This is a genomic window from Myxococcus sp. AS-1-15, from assembly GCF_020037055.1.
Classification (GTDB): Bacteria; Myxococcota; Myxococcia; order Myxococcales; family Myxococcaceae; genus Myxococcus; species Myxococcus fulvus.
In genome coordinates this window covers 318,197-334,331 of sequence record NZ_JAIQDF010000007.1, presented here as the reverse complement: position 1 = coordinate 334,331, position 16,135 = coordinate 318,197, and the positions used below count along the sequence as shown (strand labels likewise).

General features: G+C 68.7%; 12 protein-coding genes. 6 read left to right on the top strand and 6 right to left on the bottom strand.

The window, feature by feature from the left end:
- Window positions 1-217: 217 nt before the first annotated feature.
- Complete coding sequence (locus K8625_RS21060; protein WP_223783714.1) at window positions 218-2,098, bottom strand: Vps62-related protein; 1,881 nt, start codon at window positions 2,096-2,098, stop codon at window positions 218-220.
- A 211-nt stretch (window positions 2,099-2,309) separates the two neighbouring features.
- Here K8625_RS21060 and K8625_RS21055 point away from each other — a divergent pair, with 211 nt between their 5' ends.
- The gene (locus K8625_RS21055) at window positions 2,310-3,773 is read left to right on the top strand and encodes an FAD-dependent oxidoreductase (protein WP_223783713.1); all 1,464 of its coding nucleotides are present in this window, start codon (window positions 2,310-2,312) and stop codon (window positions 3,771-3,773) included.
- A gap of 222 nt (window positions 3,774-3,995) precedes the next feature.
- On the opposite strand, the gene K8625_RS21050 is transcribed toward K8625_RS21055, so the two are convergent.
- Together K8625_RS21050 and K8625_RS21045 are read right to left on the bottom strand one after the other, a co-directional pair.
- Complete coding sequence (locus K8625_RS21050; RefSeq protein WP_223783712.1) at window positions 3,996-4,634, bottom strand: class I SAM-dependent methyltransferase; 639 nt, start codon at window positions 4,632-4,634, stop codon at window positions 3,996-3,998.
- 43 nt (window positions 4,635-4,677) lie between these two features.
- Entirely contained in the window at window positions 4,678-5,595 is a 918-nt protein-coding gene (locus tag K8625_RS21045; protein ID WP_223783711.1) for a LysR family transcriptional regulator, read from the bottom strand.
- 245 nt (window positions 5,596-5,840) lie between these two features.
- Here K8625_RS21045 and K8625_RS21040 point away from each other — a divergent pair, with 245 nt between their 5' ends.
- The 4 genes from K8625_RS21040 to K8625_RS21025 are packed head-to-tail and all read left to right on the top strand — an operon-like array spanning window position 5,841 to window position 9,231.
- A complete protein-coding gene (locus K8625_RS21040; protein ID WP_223783710.1) occupies window positions 5,841-6,878 on the top strand; it encodes a hypothetical protein in 1,038 nt (345 codons plus the stop codon).
- A 25-nt stretch (window positions 6,879-6,903) separates the two neighbouring features.
- Window positions 6,904-7,461: a 16S rRNA (guanine(966)-N(2))-methyltransferase RsmD gene (rsmD, locus tag K8625_RS21035; protein WP_223783709.1), complete on the top strand. Its 558-nt coding sequence runs from the start codon at window positions 6,904-6,906 to the stop codon at window positions 7,459-7,461.
- 45 nt (window positions 7,462-7,506) lie between these two features.
- Entirely contained in the window at window positions 7,507-7,989 is a 483-nt protein-coding gene (gene coaD / locus K8625_RS21030) for a pantetheine-phosphate adenylyltransferase (protein ID WP_046714191.1), read from the top strand.
- A gap of 51 nt (window positions 7,990-8,040) precedes the next feature.
- Window positions 8,041-9,231 (top strand): pyridoxal phosphate-dependent aminotransferase, encoded by a 1,191-nt coding sequence (locus tag K8625_RS21025; RefSeq protein WP_223783708.1) that lies wholly within the window; start codon window positions 8,041-8,043, stop codon window positions 9,229-9,231.
- Between the two features lie 52 nt (window positions 9,232-9,283).
- Here the strand turns inward: K8625_RS21025 and K8625_RS21020 are convergent, their stop codons facing one another.
- Window positions 9,284-10,105, bottom strand: coding sequence for a hypothetical protein (locus K8625_RS21020; RefSeq protein ID WP_223783707.1), 822 nt, complete (start codon window positions 10,103-10,105; stop codon window positions 9,284-9,286).
- A gap of 153 nt (window positions 10,106-10,258) precedes the next feature.
- On the opposite strand from K8625_RS21020, the gene carB reads away from it, so the two are divergent.
- Window positions 10,259-13,513, top strand: a complete 3,255-nt coding sequence (gene carB / locus K8625_RS21015) for a carbamoyl-phosphate synthase large subunit (RefSeq protein ID WP_223783706.1) — start codon at window positions 10,259-10,261, stop codon at window positions 13,511-13,513.
- Between the two features lie 100 nt (window positions 13,514-13,613).
- Here the strand turns inward: carB and K8625_RS21010 are convergent, their stop codons facing one another.
- Both K8625_RS21010 and K8625_RS21005 read right to left on the bottom strand, forming a co-directional pair.
- A complete protein-coding gene (locus tag K8625_RS21010) occupies window positions 13,614-14,018 on the bottom strand; it encodes a hypothetical protein (protein ID WP_141323460.1) in 405 nt (134 codons plus the stop codon).
- Window positions 14,019-14,332: 314 nt separating this feature from the next.
- Window positions 14,333-16,132: an SIR2 family protein gene (locus K8625_RS21005; protein WP_223783705.1), complete on the bottom strand. Its 1,800-nt coding sequence runs from the start codon at window positions 16,130-16,132 to the stop codon at window positions 14,333-14,335.
- Window positions 16,133-16,135: the final 3 nt, after the last annotated feature.

Genomic DNA, 16,135 nt, shown 5'->3' with positions numbered 1-16,135 from the left:
TTGCCCCGGTCAGGGATTCGGGCCGAGGAGGGGTGTGGCGCACGGGAGTGTAAACCGCGCATGTGTTGCCCGATAGGACACCCGGAAGGCGGAGCGGACTTGTTGTGGAGCGTGTTTTACAATTGCAATGCGATTGTTCGGTGAACCCATGCTGATTGGGGCTTCGGGTTCGGAAGTGCGCGCCTTGCCTCGCTACCGAAGACAGTGCATCCCCAGCTCAGTCGAGTGGCAGGAAGTCCGGCCGGGACGCGCTCTTGGACATGGGCCCGGTGGGCCCGTCGTTGAGGATGCACTCGCCGGCGATGGGCTCGGACACTTCGCAGCCCGACTTCGGGTTGCCCCAGCGCTCGGTGCGGTTCAGCCAGGACAGGCTCCCCTCGAAGGTGCCCGGCGTGCGCCAGTCGAAGGGCACCAGCGCGCTCCACGTGTCCCAGGCGATGCCGCGGCCGGTGTCGTCCGCCAGGAAGTCGCCGTTGGGCAGGTTCCGGTAGATGTGCCGCGCGGCATCCGCGTAGAGGCCATGCGAGCCGTGCGCGGAGAAGAGCTCCGGTCGCCAGCCCAACAGGCCCAGGCCCTTGTCGCCATACGTAAAGGTCTGCCCGCTGGCGTGCTGGCTCAGGTAGACCTGCGACGGGCGGCCGTCCACGAATCTCACCGTGGCGTGCTCCCAATCCCCCACGTGGTTGCCGAAGGTGGAGTAGCCGCCCACGCAGCCCCAGGGAGAGTACCAGCCGATGCAGACACGCTTGCCATTGTTGTAGGGATAGAACATCCAATACACCACGTCGGTGGTGGACGTGGGCTGGCCATTCACGGTGCGGGTGATGACCTCCGCATAGACAGGCACCGGCGTCTGGTTTGGGCGCTGCCCGTCCAGGAACTGTGGGTCCGTGCAGGAGTCGCAGCCCAGCGCCTGGTTCGTCACCTGATGACCGCCCTCCACGTGCACGTTGGCGAGGTGGAACTCGGTGGAGGAGGGGAAGTAGGCCTCGCTCGGGTGCAGCCACACGCGAGGGGCGAAGGCCGCCGCGGTGGCCGCGCTCACGGGCAGCCCCTGGAGCTCCGGGTGCGCCGTCGCGCTCTTGTTGATGGCCCAGTAGCGGCTGCCCCCCGTGTCCGAGTGACTGGGACGCGCGACGAAGGTTGAGGCGGGCAGTCCCCGGTGATCCCTGGCGTTCGGCTGCCAGAGTCCCACGTCATTGTCCGCGCCGGAGCCGCTGTCATTCCACAGGGCGACCGGAGCGGCGGCCACCACGTACTCGCTCTTGAGGCAGCGGATGAGGTCCGTGGAGGGCTTGCCGTAGCCCAGCACGCCGACCGCGCCCAGGCAGGTGTAGCCAGCGGGCGCCACGGGCTCCCAGAACGAGCCGTCATGGGTGCCGCCGGAGCCCTTGTCGTTCCAGACCCAGACGTAGTCCACGGGCCGCGCGAGCAGGTCTCCCTCGCCTTGCACCACGAGCGCTGTCGAGGGGGCGGGGCCTCCGCCGCCATTGGGCATCGCGACATCGCCCAGGGAGTAGTAGCCCGGAGCCTGGGCGAGGTTGGGCCGCCAGATGGAGATGTCGTTGTGCGAGCCCGTGCCGCTGTCGTCGTAGATCCACTGGAAGGCGGAGACGGGCTTGAGGAGGAGTCGCTGGCTGAAGCGCAGCGGCGCCCTGTCGGAGGTGAGGGTGAGGTCCGCGCTCTGGCCCGGAGAGGCCGTCGCCGCGACGAGCTTGTACGTGCCGGGGGAAAGGGAGGCGGAGATCCGCGCGCCCAGGTTGCCCGCGCTGTTGTCGTCCTCGGCGAGCACGTTGCCGCTGGCGTCGAGGAGATAGAGGTAGGCGTCCACGGACGAGGTGAGCGAGAAGGTCACCGTCGCCGAGGGGCCCGCATGGTCGACGATGAAGGTGCGATTGCCGGGATGCGTGGGATTCCTGCCACCCGAGCCGAGCCAGCGCCCATACACCGTGTTGCCCTGGAGTCCCGCGAGGGACGCCTCCGTGTCGCGGAGCACGGTGTCTTCCACGGCCTCCAGCGGACCTCCACATCCCAACGCGCTCACTCCCAGCGACGACAGCACGAGCCAGCGGCGTGAACCCAGACGTCCAGCGAGCATATGGGCCTCTTCATGAGCCTGCGTGAGCGCGCAGGATACACTCGATGCGGAACGCGACCATCGCTGCCCCAGGCTCCAGGCAGCGGGCCTGGCATTCGAGCCCCGGACCCGAGAGGGCATGTCAGACCGGTGATGTGCAATCTCCTCGGCGGGCGCGCGCGGCCCAGGGGAAGGCGGACCCCTCTGATCAGCGGCGCCACGACATGACACCGTGGAGGCTTGGGACTTGGAACCCTCTGGACGCAGATTCGGAAGCGCCGTGGTCATTGGCGGCAGCATGGCGGGACTCCTGAGCGCCCGGGTGCTCGCGGACCACTTCGACACGGTGACGCTGGTGGAGCGGGATGTCCGGGGGGAGGGGCCCGCAGCGCGCAAGGGTGTTCCGCAAGGGCCGCACATCCACGTGCTGCTGGACGCGGGCCGGCGCATCCTCGACAAGTACTTCCCGGACCTGTTCGAGCAACTCCAGGTCCAGGGCGCCGAGCTCATCGACTCGAGCGGGGACCTCGCCTGGCACCACTTCGGGGTGTGGAAGCTGCGCCGCACCAGCGGCATCCCCGGGTTGCTGTGCACCCGGCCCCTGCTCGAGTGGAACGTCCTGCGCCGGGTGAAGGCGCGGCCCAACGTCGTGGTGCGCGAGGGCTGTTCCATCGAAAAGCTCATCCACGACGAGAAGGGCACGGGACGCATCACGGGCGTCCGGGTCAAGACACCCCAGGGCGAGGAGTCGTGGTCGGCGGACCTCGTCGTGGATGCCAGCGGCCGGGGCTCGCGGATGCCTCAGTGGTTGGAAGCCATCGGCTACGCGCGCCCGGAGGAAGAGCAGGTCGTCGTGGACCTTTCCTACACGACGTGCCTGCACGAGCCGCCGCCCCACTTCCAGAAGGAATGGAAGGCGCTCTTCCTCTATCCAAATCCTCCCAAGGCCTGGCGCGCGGGCTTCATCTCCCACGTCGAGGGAGGCCGGTGGATCGTCACCCTCAATGGCTACTTCGGGGAGCACGCGCCCACCGAGTACGCGGGGTTCCGCGAGTACGCGCGCTCACTGACGCGTCCGGACCTGTACGACTTTCTGAAAGAGGCCACGCCGATAGGGCCCATCTCCCAGCACAAGGTGAAGGACTGCCGGTGGCGGCACTACGAGAAGCTGCCCCGCTTTCCCGAGGGGCTGGTCATCCTGGGAGACGCCGCGTGTGCCTTCAACCCTCTCTACGGGCAAGGCATGTCGGTGGCGGGACTTGGCGCCGACCTGCTGGACACCTGCCTTCGCGAGCAGACCGGACGAGGCGAGCTGTCGGGCCTGGCGCAGCGCTTCCGCGAGCGGCTGCCTGAAGTCATCCGGCTCCCGTGGCTGTTGGGCACGGGCATGGACCTGCTGTATCGGCAGGCTGTCGGGAAGCGGCCCTTCGGGCTGGGCTTGCTGCACTGGTACATCCTGCGGCTGATGGAGCGCACGTCGACGGACGCACACGTCCATCGCCAGTTCTACCGGATGCTGCACCTGCACGCGGGGCTGGAGGCGGTTCTCCAGCCCTCCGTGGCCTTGCCCGTGTTGAGCCATGGCGTCATGTCGCTCTTCCGCCCTCTCGAGCGGCTGGCGAATACCGAGACACGACCTCCCCCTGTCACGCCCCCGCGTCCAGGCCCTGTCCCGGTCGAGAAGTCGACGGGGTAGAGGGGCGTGCTCAGCCTCAACCCTCGCTGCGCGGAGAACTCCTTCTGCGTCAGGCCGCTCGCATCGAAGGCTTCGGCGACCTGGAATCCCTCCTGCTTCTCAACCGGCTTCGACATTCCGGCCAGGGCCCTCCACAACTGCTGGCCCGGCAGTGCCTCCCGCCACGTCGCTCGCCGGACGGTGACGTCCGTTCTGCTCGGCCAGGGGACGGGAACCGCCAGCTCATCGCGGCTTGCGCGCCATCAGGAATACGTTCTGCGCGCTGTCGCCGACGTCGGGCGTCTCGATATCGACGAACCCCGCATCGGCGACAGCGGCCCGAAGCTCGTCTCGGCGGAGCACCGTCACCCGTGGCGCCTTGCCAAGCCAACGCATCACCGCGAGGAGGCCCCCGAATATTGGCCCCAGGGGGCCGCCGAGGCACGCAGTGGAGGTGACGAGCGTGCCCCCCGGCACGGTCACGCGATACATCGCGTGCAGGAGCGCCGCTGGATCGTCAAGCAGGTGCAGGAGGTTGTAGGCGCATACGCAGTCGAACTGCGCGTCCGTGAACGCGTCCAGCGTGCCGGCAGGCTGCGCGTGGAAGACGACGTTCGCGGTGCCCGCAGCCGCGGCCTTGCGGTGGGCGATGGCGATCATGTTCCGCGAGATGTCGACCCCATGTGCCTCCGCCACGTGGGGCGCGAGCTCGAGGACGATGCTGCCGGTGCCACACCCCACGTCGAGCAGTCGGTCCGTCGGGCGGAGCCGGTCCCTGCTCAGTGCGAGCTTGCGAGCGGTCGCGGCGGGGTTCGGGAGCGGTTTCTTCGCGTACCTCTCGGCGATTCCGTCCCAGAATCGAGCGTTCGGGTGCGTCGTCATGTCGGCCTCCTGGTCCGCTGGTGGATACACCGGAGGCGTTCGGTCAGGCTGGTGCGTCGGCGGAACGCTGTGGTGCGTCCGTGCGCCGCCCGGCGTACCGCGCGATGCGACGCTCGAACCCCTCGCGGATGACGCCGCGGACCGCCTGCACGCGCGCGTTGTCGCGCAGGTCCGGGTGGTACAGGAGCCAGATATCGGCGACGTGCCGGGCGTCTGCCTCTGGAAGCCGTACCAGCCCGGGCTCCGCGTCTCCGACATAGGCGGGGAGGATCACGAGGCCGAGCCCCTCGCTCGCCGCGCGCACCAGCAGTTGCAAGGTGGAGAACGCGCCCCACATCGGCAGCCCCGGATAGCTGCCCTCGCGGACGAGGGGCTCGAGTTGACGACGATCTTCGATGGTGAGCCACCGCGCCGCGCCCCCGCGTGGATCAAGCCGCTCCACATGCGCCGCTCCAACGAAGTTGACGCACACGATGGGGGCAAGCCGCCGCCCGGCCAGGTACTCCGGTGGCGTGGTGTCCCTGGGGAGTGCCCGCACGGCGAGGTCGGCTTCGCCCTTGGCGAGGTTGAAGGGCCGGCTGTCAGTCGTGACCGCGATCTCCACGCTCGGGTGCTGCTCGCACCAGGGCCGCAGGTCCTCGAGGATCTGCCCTGCGACGTACTCGTCGCAGCACGTGAGATGGACCGTCCCCGACAGGCTCTCGTCATGTCCGGCAGCGCCGCGCGTCAGCGCGCAGACCTCGTCTTCGACGCGCACGGCCGCCGGCATCATTCGCTCGCCGGCATCGGTGAGCACGAACCCGTCGCGATGCCGGTCGAACAGCCGGGTCCTCAGCTCGAACTCGAGCGCGTCGACCCGCCGGACCACCGTGCTGTGGCTCACGCCGAGTGCAGCGCCGGCGGCGCGCACCGAGCCGAGCCGAGCCAGGGCGAGGAAGTAGCGGAGATCGTTCCAGTCCACGGGGGAAGACTATACCTGTGACGCACGGTAACGAGCCGCCGCGGAGCGAACCTCCGTCAACTCCACCGCGCGAGGGGCTGAAGCACAGGACGGAGACAAAGGGCCTGGAATCCTTGAGGTTTCCCTCTCGACTCCAGGTCCTTCCAGGGGCGCGGCGTACGGGACTCGACCCCGTACTCCAACCGACGCTCCCCCCACGCTGCACCTTGCCACGGGCCCCACGGGCGGACGATTCTCCGCGCCCCATGAGCGTGCTCGACAAGGTGCTGTCATTGCGGCCCGGCAACACGGTGGCCCGGGTGGGCGCGAACTCGCGCGTGCCGCTGCTCAACCCGCGTGAGCCCCTGCGCGCCCTCGAGCGCCTCCCGGTGGCGCTGGCCTGTCTCCCCGTCCAGTCGAAGGCCGCGCTGCCGGGCCTGCTCCGCGCCGCGCGCTCCGAGGACGCGGTCCTCGGACTCGCCTGTCCGCACCCCACCGCCGATCGTGGTGCCGCCGAGCGCTTCGTCGCGGCCGTGCACGAGGCCGCCGCCGAGGCCGACCACGCGCGCCCCCTGTTCCTCCAGGCCGGTCCCATCCGCGTCACCGGCTCCGACGAGGACTCCCTCGCCCCCCTGCGAGAGGGCCTCTTCCGCGTCGTCGACGCGGGCTTCACCCTGGTCTCCCTCGACCTGTCCCGCCTGGACTCCTACGCCGCCGTGGAGGCCGTGAACGCCCTCGTCGGTCCCGTGACGGAGCGCGAGCTCGCCCTCGAACTGAGCGCCCCGACGCCCGCCTCGGGCGGCCTCATCGACGCCTACCGCACGCTCCTCGAGGGCCTGTCCCAGTGGAAGGTCCCCCTCCGCTTCGTCCGCGTCTCCGAACGTGACCTCGGCGGCGCCGAACCCGACGTGGGCACGCTGCGCTCCATCGTCGACCTGGCCACGGACTACAACGCCTCCGTCTGCGTCGGCGACGTCCGCGAGGGCTTCCCCCGCATGCTCCCCACCTATGTCGCCGCGGGCGCGAAGAAGGTCGACTGCGTGGGCCCCTTCGAGCGGCTCGCGCTGACCTCCTGGCCCCCCGAGGTCCGCGAGAGTCTCGAGTCCAGGTCCACCGCCTCGGGCGTCGCCGCCGGAGAGCTCCTCAGCGTCGTCGAGGACTCCCTGCCACCCCTCGACCCCCAGGCCCGCGAGCGGCTCGAGGCCCTCTCCTTCGCCGAAGCCGCCGAGGTCCTCGCCGCCCTGGGCGCCGCCGGCACGGGCCACTCCGTCATGCGCTTCCTCGCGCAGAACCAGGGCGAGTAGCCCCCGCGCGGTGTAGAAGGCCCCCATGCGAATCGTCTCAGGCTCCGCGAAGGGCAGGGCGCTGGCCGGCCCCAAGCCCACGTCGCAACACATCCGCCCCACCGCGGACCGCGTGCGGGAGACCCTCTTCAACGTGCTCGGCCAGTTCCTCGACGGCCAGCGCGTCCTCGACCTCTACGCCGGCACCGGCGCCCTCGGCCTCGAGGCCCTGTCCCGCGGCGCGGGCGCCGTGGTCCTCGTCGACCAGGACCGCGAGGCCCAGGCGCTGTGCAAGCAGAACACCCAGGCGCTCGGCTTCTCGGCCCAGGTGGAGCTGCTCTCCCAGCCCGTGGCGCGAGGGCTCGACACGCTGGGACGCCGGGGCGACCGCTTCGAGCTCATCTTCGCGGACCCGCCCTACGCGGCGCGCGTGGTGGAGACGGTGCTGGAGGCCGTCACGGCGGCGAAGGTGCTCGCGCCCGGCGGGATGCTCGTCGTCGAGCACGACAAGCGCGAGGAGGCCCCCGAGTCGCACGCCGGGCTCACCCGGGAGGACCAGCGCCGCTTCGGGGACACCCTGGTCAGCTTCTACCGGGCGCCGTGAGCATTCCTTGACCGGCCCTCGGCCCCGTCCGAGACTCCCCGTCGCATGCCTGTCGCCATCTACCCAGGTTCGTTCGATCCGCTCACCAACGGGCACCTGAGCCTCATCCAGCGCAGCCTGAAGATGTTCGACAAAGTCATCGTCGCCATCGCGGTGAACCCCAAGAAGACCCCCCTCTTCACCGAGGACGAGCGCCGCGACCTCATCCGCGACGCCGTGAAGGACGACCGTGTGGAGGTGGACGCCTTCCATGGTCTGCTGGTCGACTACGTCAAGCGCCGCGGGGTGAACGTCATCGTCCGCGGGCTGCGCGCGGTGTCGGACTTCGAATACGAGTTCCAGCTCGCGAACATGAACCGCAAGCTGGCGCCCACCGTCGAGACGGTCTTCATGATGACAGGTGAGGACTACTTCTACATCTCCTCCCAGCTCGTGCGTGAAGTCGCCTCGTTCGGAGGGGACGTCACGGGGCTGGTCCCGCCCAATGTCCACGCGGGGCTGCAGGCGAAATTCGCGCGGAAGACGTAGCGGCCCGACAGCACTTGTCGGGCCGGCCCTGGCGCGCTACGCATCCGGGCCATGAAACTTGCCCGCCGGCTCCAGGCCATCAAGCCCTCCCCGACGCTCGCTCTCAATTTCCGCGCCAAGGCGCTCGCGGCCCAAGGCGTGGACATCGTGGTCCTGGCGGCGGGCGAGCCCGACTTCGACACGCCCGACTACATCAAGCAGGCCGCGGTCGACGCCATCAACGCGGGCTTCACCAAATACACCGCCACCGCGGGCATCCCCGAGCTGCGTGAGGCCATCTGCAACAAGCTGGAGCGCGACAACGGGCTGCGCTTCACCCCCGAGCAGGTGCTCGTCACCTCCGGCGGCAAGCAGGCGCTCTACAACTTCTGCCAGGCGGTGCTGGACGAGGGTGACGAGGTCATCATCTTCGCGCCCTACTGGGTCAGCTACCCGGACATGGTGCGGCTGGCCGGCGCGACGCCCGTCATCGTCAACACGCGCGAGGAGGACGGCTTCGCGCCGGACCCGGACGCCATCCGCCGGGTGCTCACCCCGCGCACGCGCGCCATCATCATCAACAGCCCGGGCAACCCCACCGGCGCGGTGTACTCGCGCGCCGCGCTGGAGGGCATCGCCGACGCCGTGCGCGGCCACGACTGCCTCATCGTCACCGACGACATCTACGAGAAGCTCCTCTACACGGGCGAGCGGCTGGGCCTCAGCGACGTGGCCCCGGACCTGGTGCCCCGGCTGGTCGTCGTCAACGGCATGAGCAAGGCGTACTCCATGACGGGCTGGCGCCTGGGCTACGCGGCGGGGCCCCGGCCCGTGCTGTCCGCGATGCAGCTGGTGCAGGACCAGTCCACGTCCAACACCTCGTCCATCGGCCAGAAGGCGGCGCTGGCGGCGCTCAAGGGCCCGCCGGACACCATCACGGCCATGGTGAAGGAGTACCAGGAGCGCCGGGACTTCTTCGTGGGCGGCCTCAACGCGCTCGACGGCGTGCGCTGCCGGATGCCCGAGGGCGCCTTCTACGCGCTCGCGGACGTGCGCGGCCTCTACGGGCGGCCCTACAAGGGCAAGGCCGTGGCGGGCTCGGTGCAGCTCTCCGAAATCCTGCTGGACGACTTCCGCGTCGCCGCGGTGCCGGGAGATCCGTTCGGCGCCGAGGGCTACATCCGCATGAGCTTCGCGACCTCGCGCCAGGTGCTCGGCAAGGGGCTGGAGCGGCTGGGCGAACTGGTCCAGGCGCTGCGCTGAAGTCCCTCGAGCGCTCCGGTGTCGCCCGAGTGCGACGCCGGAGCGAACGGGCTCAGTCCGTGTAGGCGAAGGCGCGGTGCTCCTCGCCATAGGGGCGGTAGACGAGCACCGCGGCGCGGCCGGAGAGGTTGCCCACGGCCACCCAGATGTCCTTGGCGTTGCGCAGGTCCAGGCCCAGCCGGGCGGGGGCCTTGCCGTACTTCTTCTCCATCGCCTCGAGCGTGAGCACCTCCACGTCGTAGAGCGAGATGAGGTCCGTGCGCTTCACGCGCAGCTGCTTCACCCACGCGGCGACGAGCTCCTCGGGCGTGGCGTAGCGCTTGTCCTCGAGCTGGAACGGGTAGAACAGCTCGTTGGCGGTGCTGCGCACGTCGCCGGTGAGCAGGAACTGGAAGAGCACGCGCGCGCTCGTCTGGATGTCCTGCCGCTTGAGCTCCTCCGCGGAGGTGGGCGGCGGGGGCGCCGTGTCGAGCCCCGCCTGGAGGTTCGTGGGCATGGCCGGCACAGGCGCGGCGGCCGTCGGGGGCGCCGTGGTGGGCTTCTGTGCGGGCGCGGGGGCGACGGGCTCGGCGCGCCTGGGCGGCGGAGGCTTCGCGTCCGCGGCGGGCTTCTCTGGCGCGGCGGCGGCGGGCTTTTCCGCGGCGGCGGGCTTCTCCGGGGCCGCGGCGGGCGTCTCCGCGGCGGCGGGGGGCTCGGCCGGCTTGGGGACGGGGGCGGGGGGCGGCTCGGCCTTCACGGGAGGCGAGGCGGCGGGGGCCTGGGCGGCGGGCTCCTGGGGGGCGGGGGGCGCGGCGGTGGGCTCGGGCGTCTCCTGCGCCAGGGCGAGCGCGGGCGAGGTGAGGGAGAGGATGAGGGCCAGGGACCAGCGACGCATGCGACCTCCGAGAAGGGGCGGAGCGTAGCAGAGCGGGGCGCCCTGGCGCGTGCCGGGTGTGGACCCGGCGCACCGGGCGGCTGGGCGGCCGGCAGGACACGGCCACATAACATCCGTGCATGCCGGGGCAGAGGTTGGTATGGGGGCGCCCCGATGCCCAAGCGTACCGATATCCGCAAGGTTCTGGTGATTGGCTCGGGCCCGATTGTCATCGGGCAGGCCGTCGAGTTCGACTACTCCGGTACTCAAGCCATCAAGGCTCTCCGGGATGAAGGCGTGGAGGTGGTGCTGCTCAACAGCAACCCCGCCACGGTGATGACGGACCCCGAATTCGCCTTTCGCACCTATATCGAGCCCATCACCGTCGACGCGGCGGAGCGCATCCTCGCCGCCGAGCGGCCGGACTCGCTGCTGCCGACGATGGGTGGCCAGACGGCCCTCAACCTGGCCAAGGCGCTCGCCGAGCAGGGCATCCTGGAGAAGTACGGGGTGCGGCTGATCGGCGCGTCGCTGGAGGCCATCAACAAGGCCGAGGACCGCCAGCTCTTCAAGGCGGCCATGCAGAAGATCGGCGTGGCGCTGCCCAAGAGCGGCTACGCGACGACGCTCGACCAGGCCATGTCGCTGGTGGAGGAGATCGGCTTCCCGGCCATCATCCGGCCCTCCTTCACGCTCGGCGGCACCGGCGGCGGCATCGCCTACAACCGCGAGGAGTTCGAGACCATCTGCCGCTCGGGCCTGAAGGCCTCGCCCACGTCCACCATCCTCGTCGAGGAGAGCGTGCTGGGGTGGAAGGAGTACGAGCTGGAGGTGGTCCGCGACACGGCGGACAACGTCATCATCGTCTGCTCCATCGAGAACCTGGACCCCATGGGGGTGCACACGGGTGACTCGATCACGGTGGCGCCCGCGCAGACGCTGACGGACCGCGAGTACCAGCGGATGCGTCAGGCGTCCCTGGCCATCATCCGGGAGATTGGCGTCGACACGGGTGGCAGCAACATCCAGTTCGGCATCCACCCGAAGGATGGCCGGATGGTGGTCATCGAGATGAACCCGCGCGTGTCGCGCTCCAGCGCGCTGGCGTCGAAGGCGACGGGGTATCCCATCGCGAAGATCGCCGCGAAGCTGGCGCTGGGCTACACGCTGGACGAGCTGCGCAACGACATCACCCGCGACACGCCGGCCTCGTTCGAGCCGACGCTGGACTACGTGGTGGTGAAGGTGCCGCGCTTCAACTTCGAGAAGTTCCCGCACGCGGACCGGACGCTGACCACGAGCATGCGCTCGGTGGGCGAGGTGATGGCCATCGGCCGGACCTTCCCCGAGGCGTACATGAAGGCGCTGCGCTCGATGGAGCTGGGGCGCGTGGGGCTGGAGCCGCCCGAGCTGCCGCAGGAGAAGGAGGAGCGTGAGAAGGTGCTGCGCGAGGCCCTGCGCATCCCGCGCCCCGAGCGGCCGTGGTTCGTGGCCCAGGCCTTCCGCGAGGGCCTGACGGTGGCGGACGTGCACCAGCTGTCCGCCATCGACCCGTGGTTCCTGCGCTACATCGAGATGCTGGTGCGCGAGGCGCAGTCCATCCAGGAGTACGGCCGGTTGGATCAGCTGCCGGACGAGGTGCTGCGGCAGGCGAAGGCGCACGGCTTCTCCGACAAGTACCTGGGCAAGCTGCTCGGCTACCCGGAGGAGGAGGTGCGGGCGCACCGGCACTCGCGCAACATCCGTCCGGTGTTCAAGCGGGTGGACACGTGCGCGGCGGAGTTCGAGGCGTTCACGCCCTACCTGTACTCGACGTACGAGGAGGAGGACGAGGCGCCTCCGACGGACCGGCAGAAGGTGCTCATCCTGGGCAGCGGTCCCATCCGGATTGGACAGGGCATCGAGTTCGACTACGCGTGCGTGCACGCGGCCTTCGCGCTGCGCGAGGCCGGGTACGAGACGGTGATGGTCAACTGCAACCCGGAGACGGTGTCGACGGACTACGACACGTCGGACCGGCTGTACTTCGAGCCGCTGACGATTGAAGACGTGCTCGAGGTGTCGCAGCGCGAGAAGCCGGTGGGGGCGATTGTCCAGTTCGGTGGGCAGACGCCGCTGCGCATCTCGGTGCCGCTGGAGAAGGCGGGCCTGCCGATTCTCGGGACGCCGCCGGACGCGATTGACCGGGCGGAGGACCGCGAGCGGTTCAGCGCGCTCATCGAGAAGCTGGGGCTGACGCAGCCGGAGAACGGGGTGGCGCGCAGCCACGCGGAGGCGTTCAAGGTGGCCGAGCGCATCGGCTACCCGGTGATGGTGCGGCCCTCGTACGTGCTGGGCGGGCGGGCGATGGAGACGGTGTACGACGCGGCCAGCCTGGAGCGGTACATGCGTGAGGCGGTGAGCGCGTCGCCGGAGCACCCGGTGCTCATCGACCGGTTCCTGAAGGACGCCATCGAGGTGGACCTGGACCTGGTGGCGGACCGGACGGGCGCGGTGATGATTGGCGGCGTGCTGGAGCACATCCAGGAGGCCGGGGTGCACTCGGGTGACGCGGCGGCGACGCTGCCTCCGCACTCGCTGTCGCCGGACCTGGTGGAGCGGATGAAGGACCAGGCGATTGCGCTGGCGCAGGAGCTGGGCGTGGTGGGGCTGATGAACGTGCAGTTCGCCATCCAGGGGAAGACCATCTACATCCTGGAGGTGAACCCGCGTGCGAGCCGCACGGTGCCGTTCATCTCGAAGGCCACGGGTGTGGCGATGGCGAAGATCGCCGCGCTGTGCATGGTGGGCAAGACGCTGGCGGAGCTGGGGGCGACGCAGGAGCCCCAGATGAACCACGTCGCGGTGAAGGAGAGCGTGTTCCCGTTCGCGCGCTTCGCGGGGGTGGACGTCATCCTCGGGCCCGAGATGAAGTCGACGGGCGAGGTGATGGGGCTGGCGCAGGACTACGCGTCGGCCTTCGCCAAGAGCCAGCTGGCGGCGGGGGTGAAGCTGCCGAAGAGCGGCAAGGTGTTCATCTCCGTGAAGGACGATGACAAGCCGGCGGTGGTGGACCTGGCGCGGCGCCTGCGGGCGATGGGGTTCACGCTCATCGTGACGGCGGGGACGCACAAGTACCTGGCGACGAAGGGCATCGAGGCGCAGGTGGTGCAGAAGGTGAAGGAGGGCCGGCCGAACATCGTCGACAAGATCGTCGACGGGGAGATCGTGCTGGTCATCAACACAACCTTCGGCAAGCAGGAGATCGCGGACAGCTTCTCCATTCGCCGTGAGTCGTTGATGCACTCGGTGCCGTACTACACGACGGTGCAGGCGGCGCGCATGGCGGTGGGCGCGCTGGAGTCACTCAAGCGGGCGGACCTGGAGGTCAAGCCGCTGCAGGAGTACCTGGGCGTCACGAGCACGGTGCCGGGCAAGGCGCGCCGGTAGGGTTCAGGACGCTCGGTCCTGAGGTGAGTCGCGGCCCCGTTCCCCTGAGTTGGGAGCGGGGCCGTGGTGCTTCCGGGGGAGGAATGCCTCGGTTGAATGGTTACCGAGCCCGAGACAGCGTCACCGTCAGCGAGGTGATTGCCGGCGGCAGGGAGAGGGAGACAGTGCCTGCCTTGAGCTCATCCTGGGTGAGCTGGTGCTTGATGGTTCCAATCTCGTCGTCGAGGAGCGTGTCGATATCGAGGACCTTGAACTCGATGGGCTGGGCGAGCAGCACCTCCGCGGAGGTGGAGCAGCCACCCGTGCTCCACTGGGGCGTCCAGCTGGAGATCTCGGGTGTCCGCGTCACCAGCGGCTCGCCAGCGACGGAAGTCGGGCACCGCAGCTCGACGACCACATCCGGCGCCGAGCCATCGACGTCCCAGTCAAGGTTGTCGTTGGGATCCTGCGCGGAGATGGTGGCCTGAGAGGGCTGGATGGCCACCAAGGAGGAGACATCCAGCACGCACTCTCGTCGCTCGACATTGCAGGAGTTCAAACCCACGCACGCGGAACAGTAGAGGCCGCTGTTCCCACAGGCGTTCGTCGTGTTCCCCGCGATACAGGTGGTTCCCTGGCAGCAGCCCGAACACGACTCCGGGGTGCATTCCACCAGCGGGGGCGGTAGCGGCTCGGAGGTATCTCCGCAGCCACCTTCATCCGCTCCCATCAACACAACGGCGAGTACAGCCAGAAACAGGGATTTGTGCATGAGCTTTTCAGGTGATGCGACGTGAAGGATTCAACGAGGCGCGGTGGGCTGCGCCTCGGATGTGAAAGTCAGCGAGGTGCTTCGCTCAGCGACACCAGGAGGACTCTGCTTCCTCCGTCCGAACGCAGCCCCAAGGAGGAAATCCGCTGAAAGGGGACACCGAGGAGCTGCTGTCGTTCCGAGTCAGGACGCGGAGCGAGCACGAGGTTCATGGCTCGACCTTGGTCAAAGGCCGTTCGGCTCGCAGGCTGGACGTAGCCGACCAGGGTGAAGGTGTCGTTTCGAAGGCGGTGGAGCTCGAAGGATTCGCCGGTAGGGGAGGCGACGACGGTGGCCGATCTCAACTGATAGACCGTCTCCGTTGATGCGAAACCGTAGGAACCCTCCGGCATGTCGTTCGCACGTTGAGGTCTATTGCTTCGAGGGATAGGACTGACCTGGTTCTTGCTGCGGAGCCCCTCGATGGTGGAGGGGTGAGTTGAAGCACCGACAAGGCCGCTGATGGGAACGGCTCGCGGTGGTGCGGGCTGCTGCGCGACTGGAGCGATCGGCAGGTCGGGGTTGCTCCCTCTCGACTCCCGCTGGCGCTGGGACCTTCCGCGCTCTGGAGAGGGCGTGGTGGGCTCGGGGCGGTGGGGCGTCGACTCGGACTCGCGCAGGTACAGGAATCCCACTGCGACCAGTAGCAGAGGGACCAGCAGTCGTGGCCCGAAGCGCGTTCTTGAAGGTTCGACTTTCGTCGGGGGGAGGCTCGCTGTCGGAGCCACGGGTGGAGCGACTCGCTCGGCGGTGGTCACAGGGGGCGCTGGAGGCCCGGCCTTCACGACGTCGGCCGGACTCGGGCGAGGTGGGGCTGCGACCGGAACGAGGACCTCCCTGGGCACGGAGGGGGGCGGAGCAATGGGCGTAGGCGTTGCCAGACGTTCAATTTCCTTATGGAGGTCTTTGAACATCGTGTGACAGTTGATGCCTCCGTACCCGCGGAACCGGCCGCGCCCGTGAATGGAGCCAACACTCGAGAAGAGAGATTTGTATCGAACGTGGACCAGGGCACTGTCCGACTCATAGAAGGCCCAGACGATGTCCACATTGGCGTGAGTGTCATGGCGACACCTCGCCAGGGCTTGCATGACGATATCGTCCCATCCGCCGTAGCCGACTACGACCAGGATGTACTCACGCAGAAGTGACTGAAGCGACGCGTCGAGATACGGACGATCCTGGGTCAACTGGATCGGGGTATGGAGCGTATCCGACCGGGTCCAGTACCCATGCAGATGGACGACGCGATGGTCGCCCCGTTCGGGCCTCGCGGCATCCAGTTGTCCGTCTGCGTGAAGAATGACCTGCGAAACCCGGCCCCCCGCTTGGCGAATGGCGGCGGAGATAAGGGGGTCGAAATTCGTTGTCAGGATGGGACCGAATCGCTCGGGGAACGAGACGACCAGCTTGCCAAGATCTCGTGTCGCGGCAGGCAGGTACCAACCGTGGTGGTCTTCGTCAAAGCGCTGGACGTCAGTGCTATCGACGGAGGATGCCGTCAGCCGCGCTTGAAGTACGGCTTCACGAATGACCCGGTTGACCGCATCCTGATTGCGCCAACTCCGAAGGAGTTGCATCGCGAGTTGGTACTGTCGCGTGCTGTCCGCCGTGGCAAGAGTGGCATCGAACTCGGCCTCTGCCTTCGCGCCTGCTGCCGCCCTGGCGCGCCTGACCATCTCCGCGGTGCCTGGGACACCGGGGGATCCGGGTGTGTCCGGCATCGACAACGGAGAACCCACAAGAAAGGCGATCTTCTTGTCGCTGTTGCTCAGCGAGTTGAGCAGGGAGTTGGGTGACGCGAGTCGTTCAAGGGCTTCAACGGGCATGAG

Coding starts and splice junctions, on each gene's coding strand:
- carB (WP_223783706.1), top strand. CDS start 10,259: ATGCCCAAGCGTACCGATATCCGCAAGGTTCTGGTGATTGGCTCGGGC.
- K8625_RS21005 (WP_223783705.1), bottom strand. CDS start 16,132: ATGCCCGTTGAAGCCCTTGAACGACTCGCGTCACCCAACTCCCTGCTC.
- K8625_RS21040 (WP_223783710.1), top strand. CDS start 5,841: ATGAGCGTGCTCGACAAGGTGCTGTCATTGCGGCCCGGCAACACGGTG.
- coaD (WP_046714191.1), top strand. CDS start 7,507: ATGCCTGTCGCCATCTACCCAGGTTCGTTCGATCCGCTCACCAACGGG.
- K8625_RS21020 (WP_223783707.1), bottom strand. CDS start 10,105: ATGCGTCGCTGGTCCCTGGCCCTCATCCTCTCCCTCACCTCGCCCGCG.
- K8625_RS21050 (WP_223783712.1), bottom strand. CDS start 4,634: ATGACGACGCACCCGAACGCTCGATTCTGGGACGGAATCGCCGAGAGG.
- rsmD (WP_223783709.1), top strand. CDS start 6,904: ATGCGAATCGTCTCAGGCTCCGCGAAGGGCAGGGCGCTGGCCGGCCCC.
- K8625_RS21060 (WP_223783714.1), bottom strand. CDS start 2,098: ATGCTCGCTGGACGTCTGGGTTCACGCCGCTGGCTCGTGCTGTCGTCG.
- K8625_RS21025 (WP_223783708.1), top strand. CDS start 8,041: ATGAAACTTGCCCGCCGGCTCCAGGCCATCAAGCCCTCCCCGACGCTC.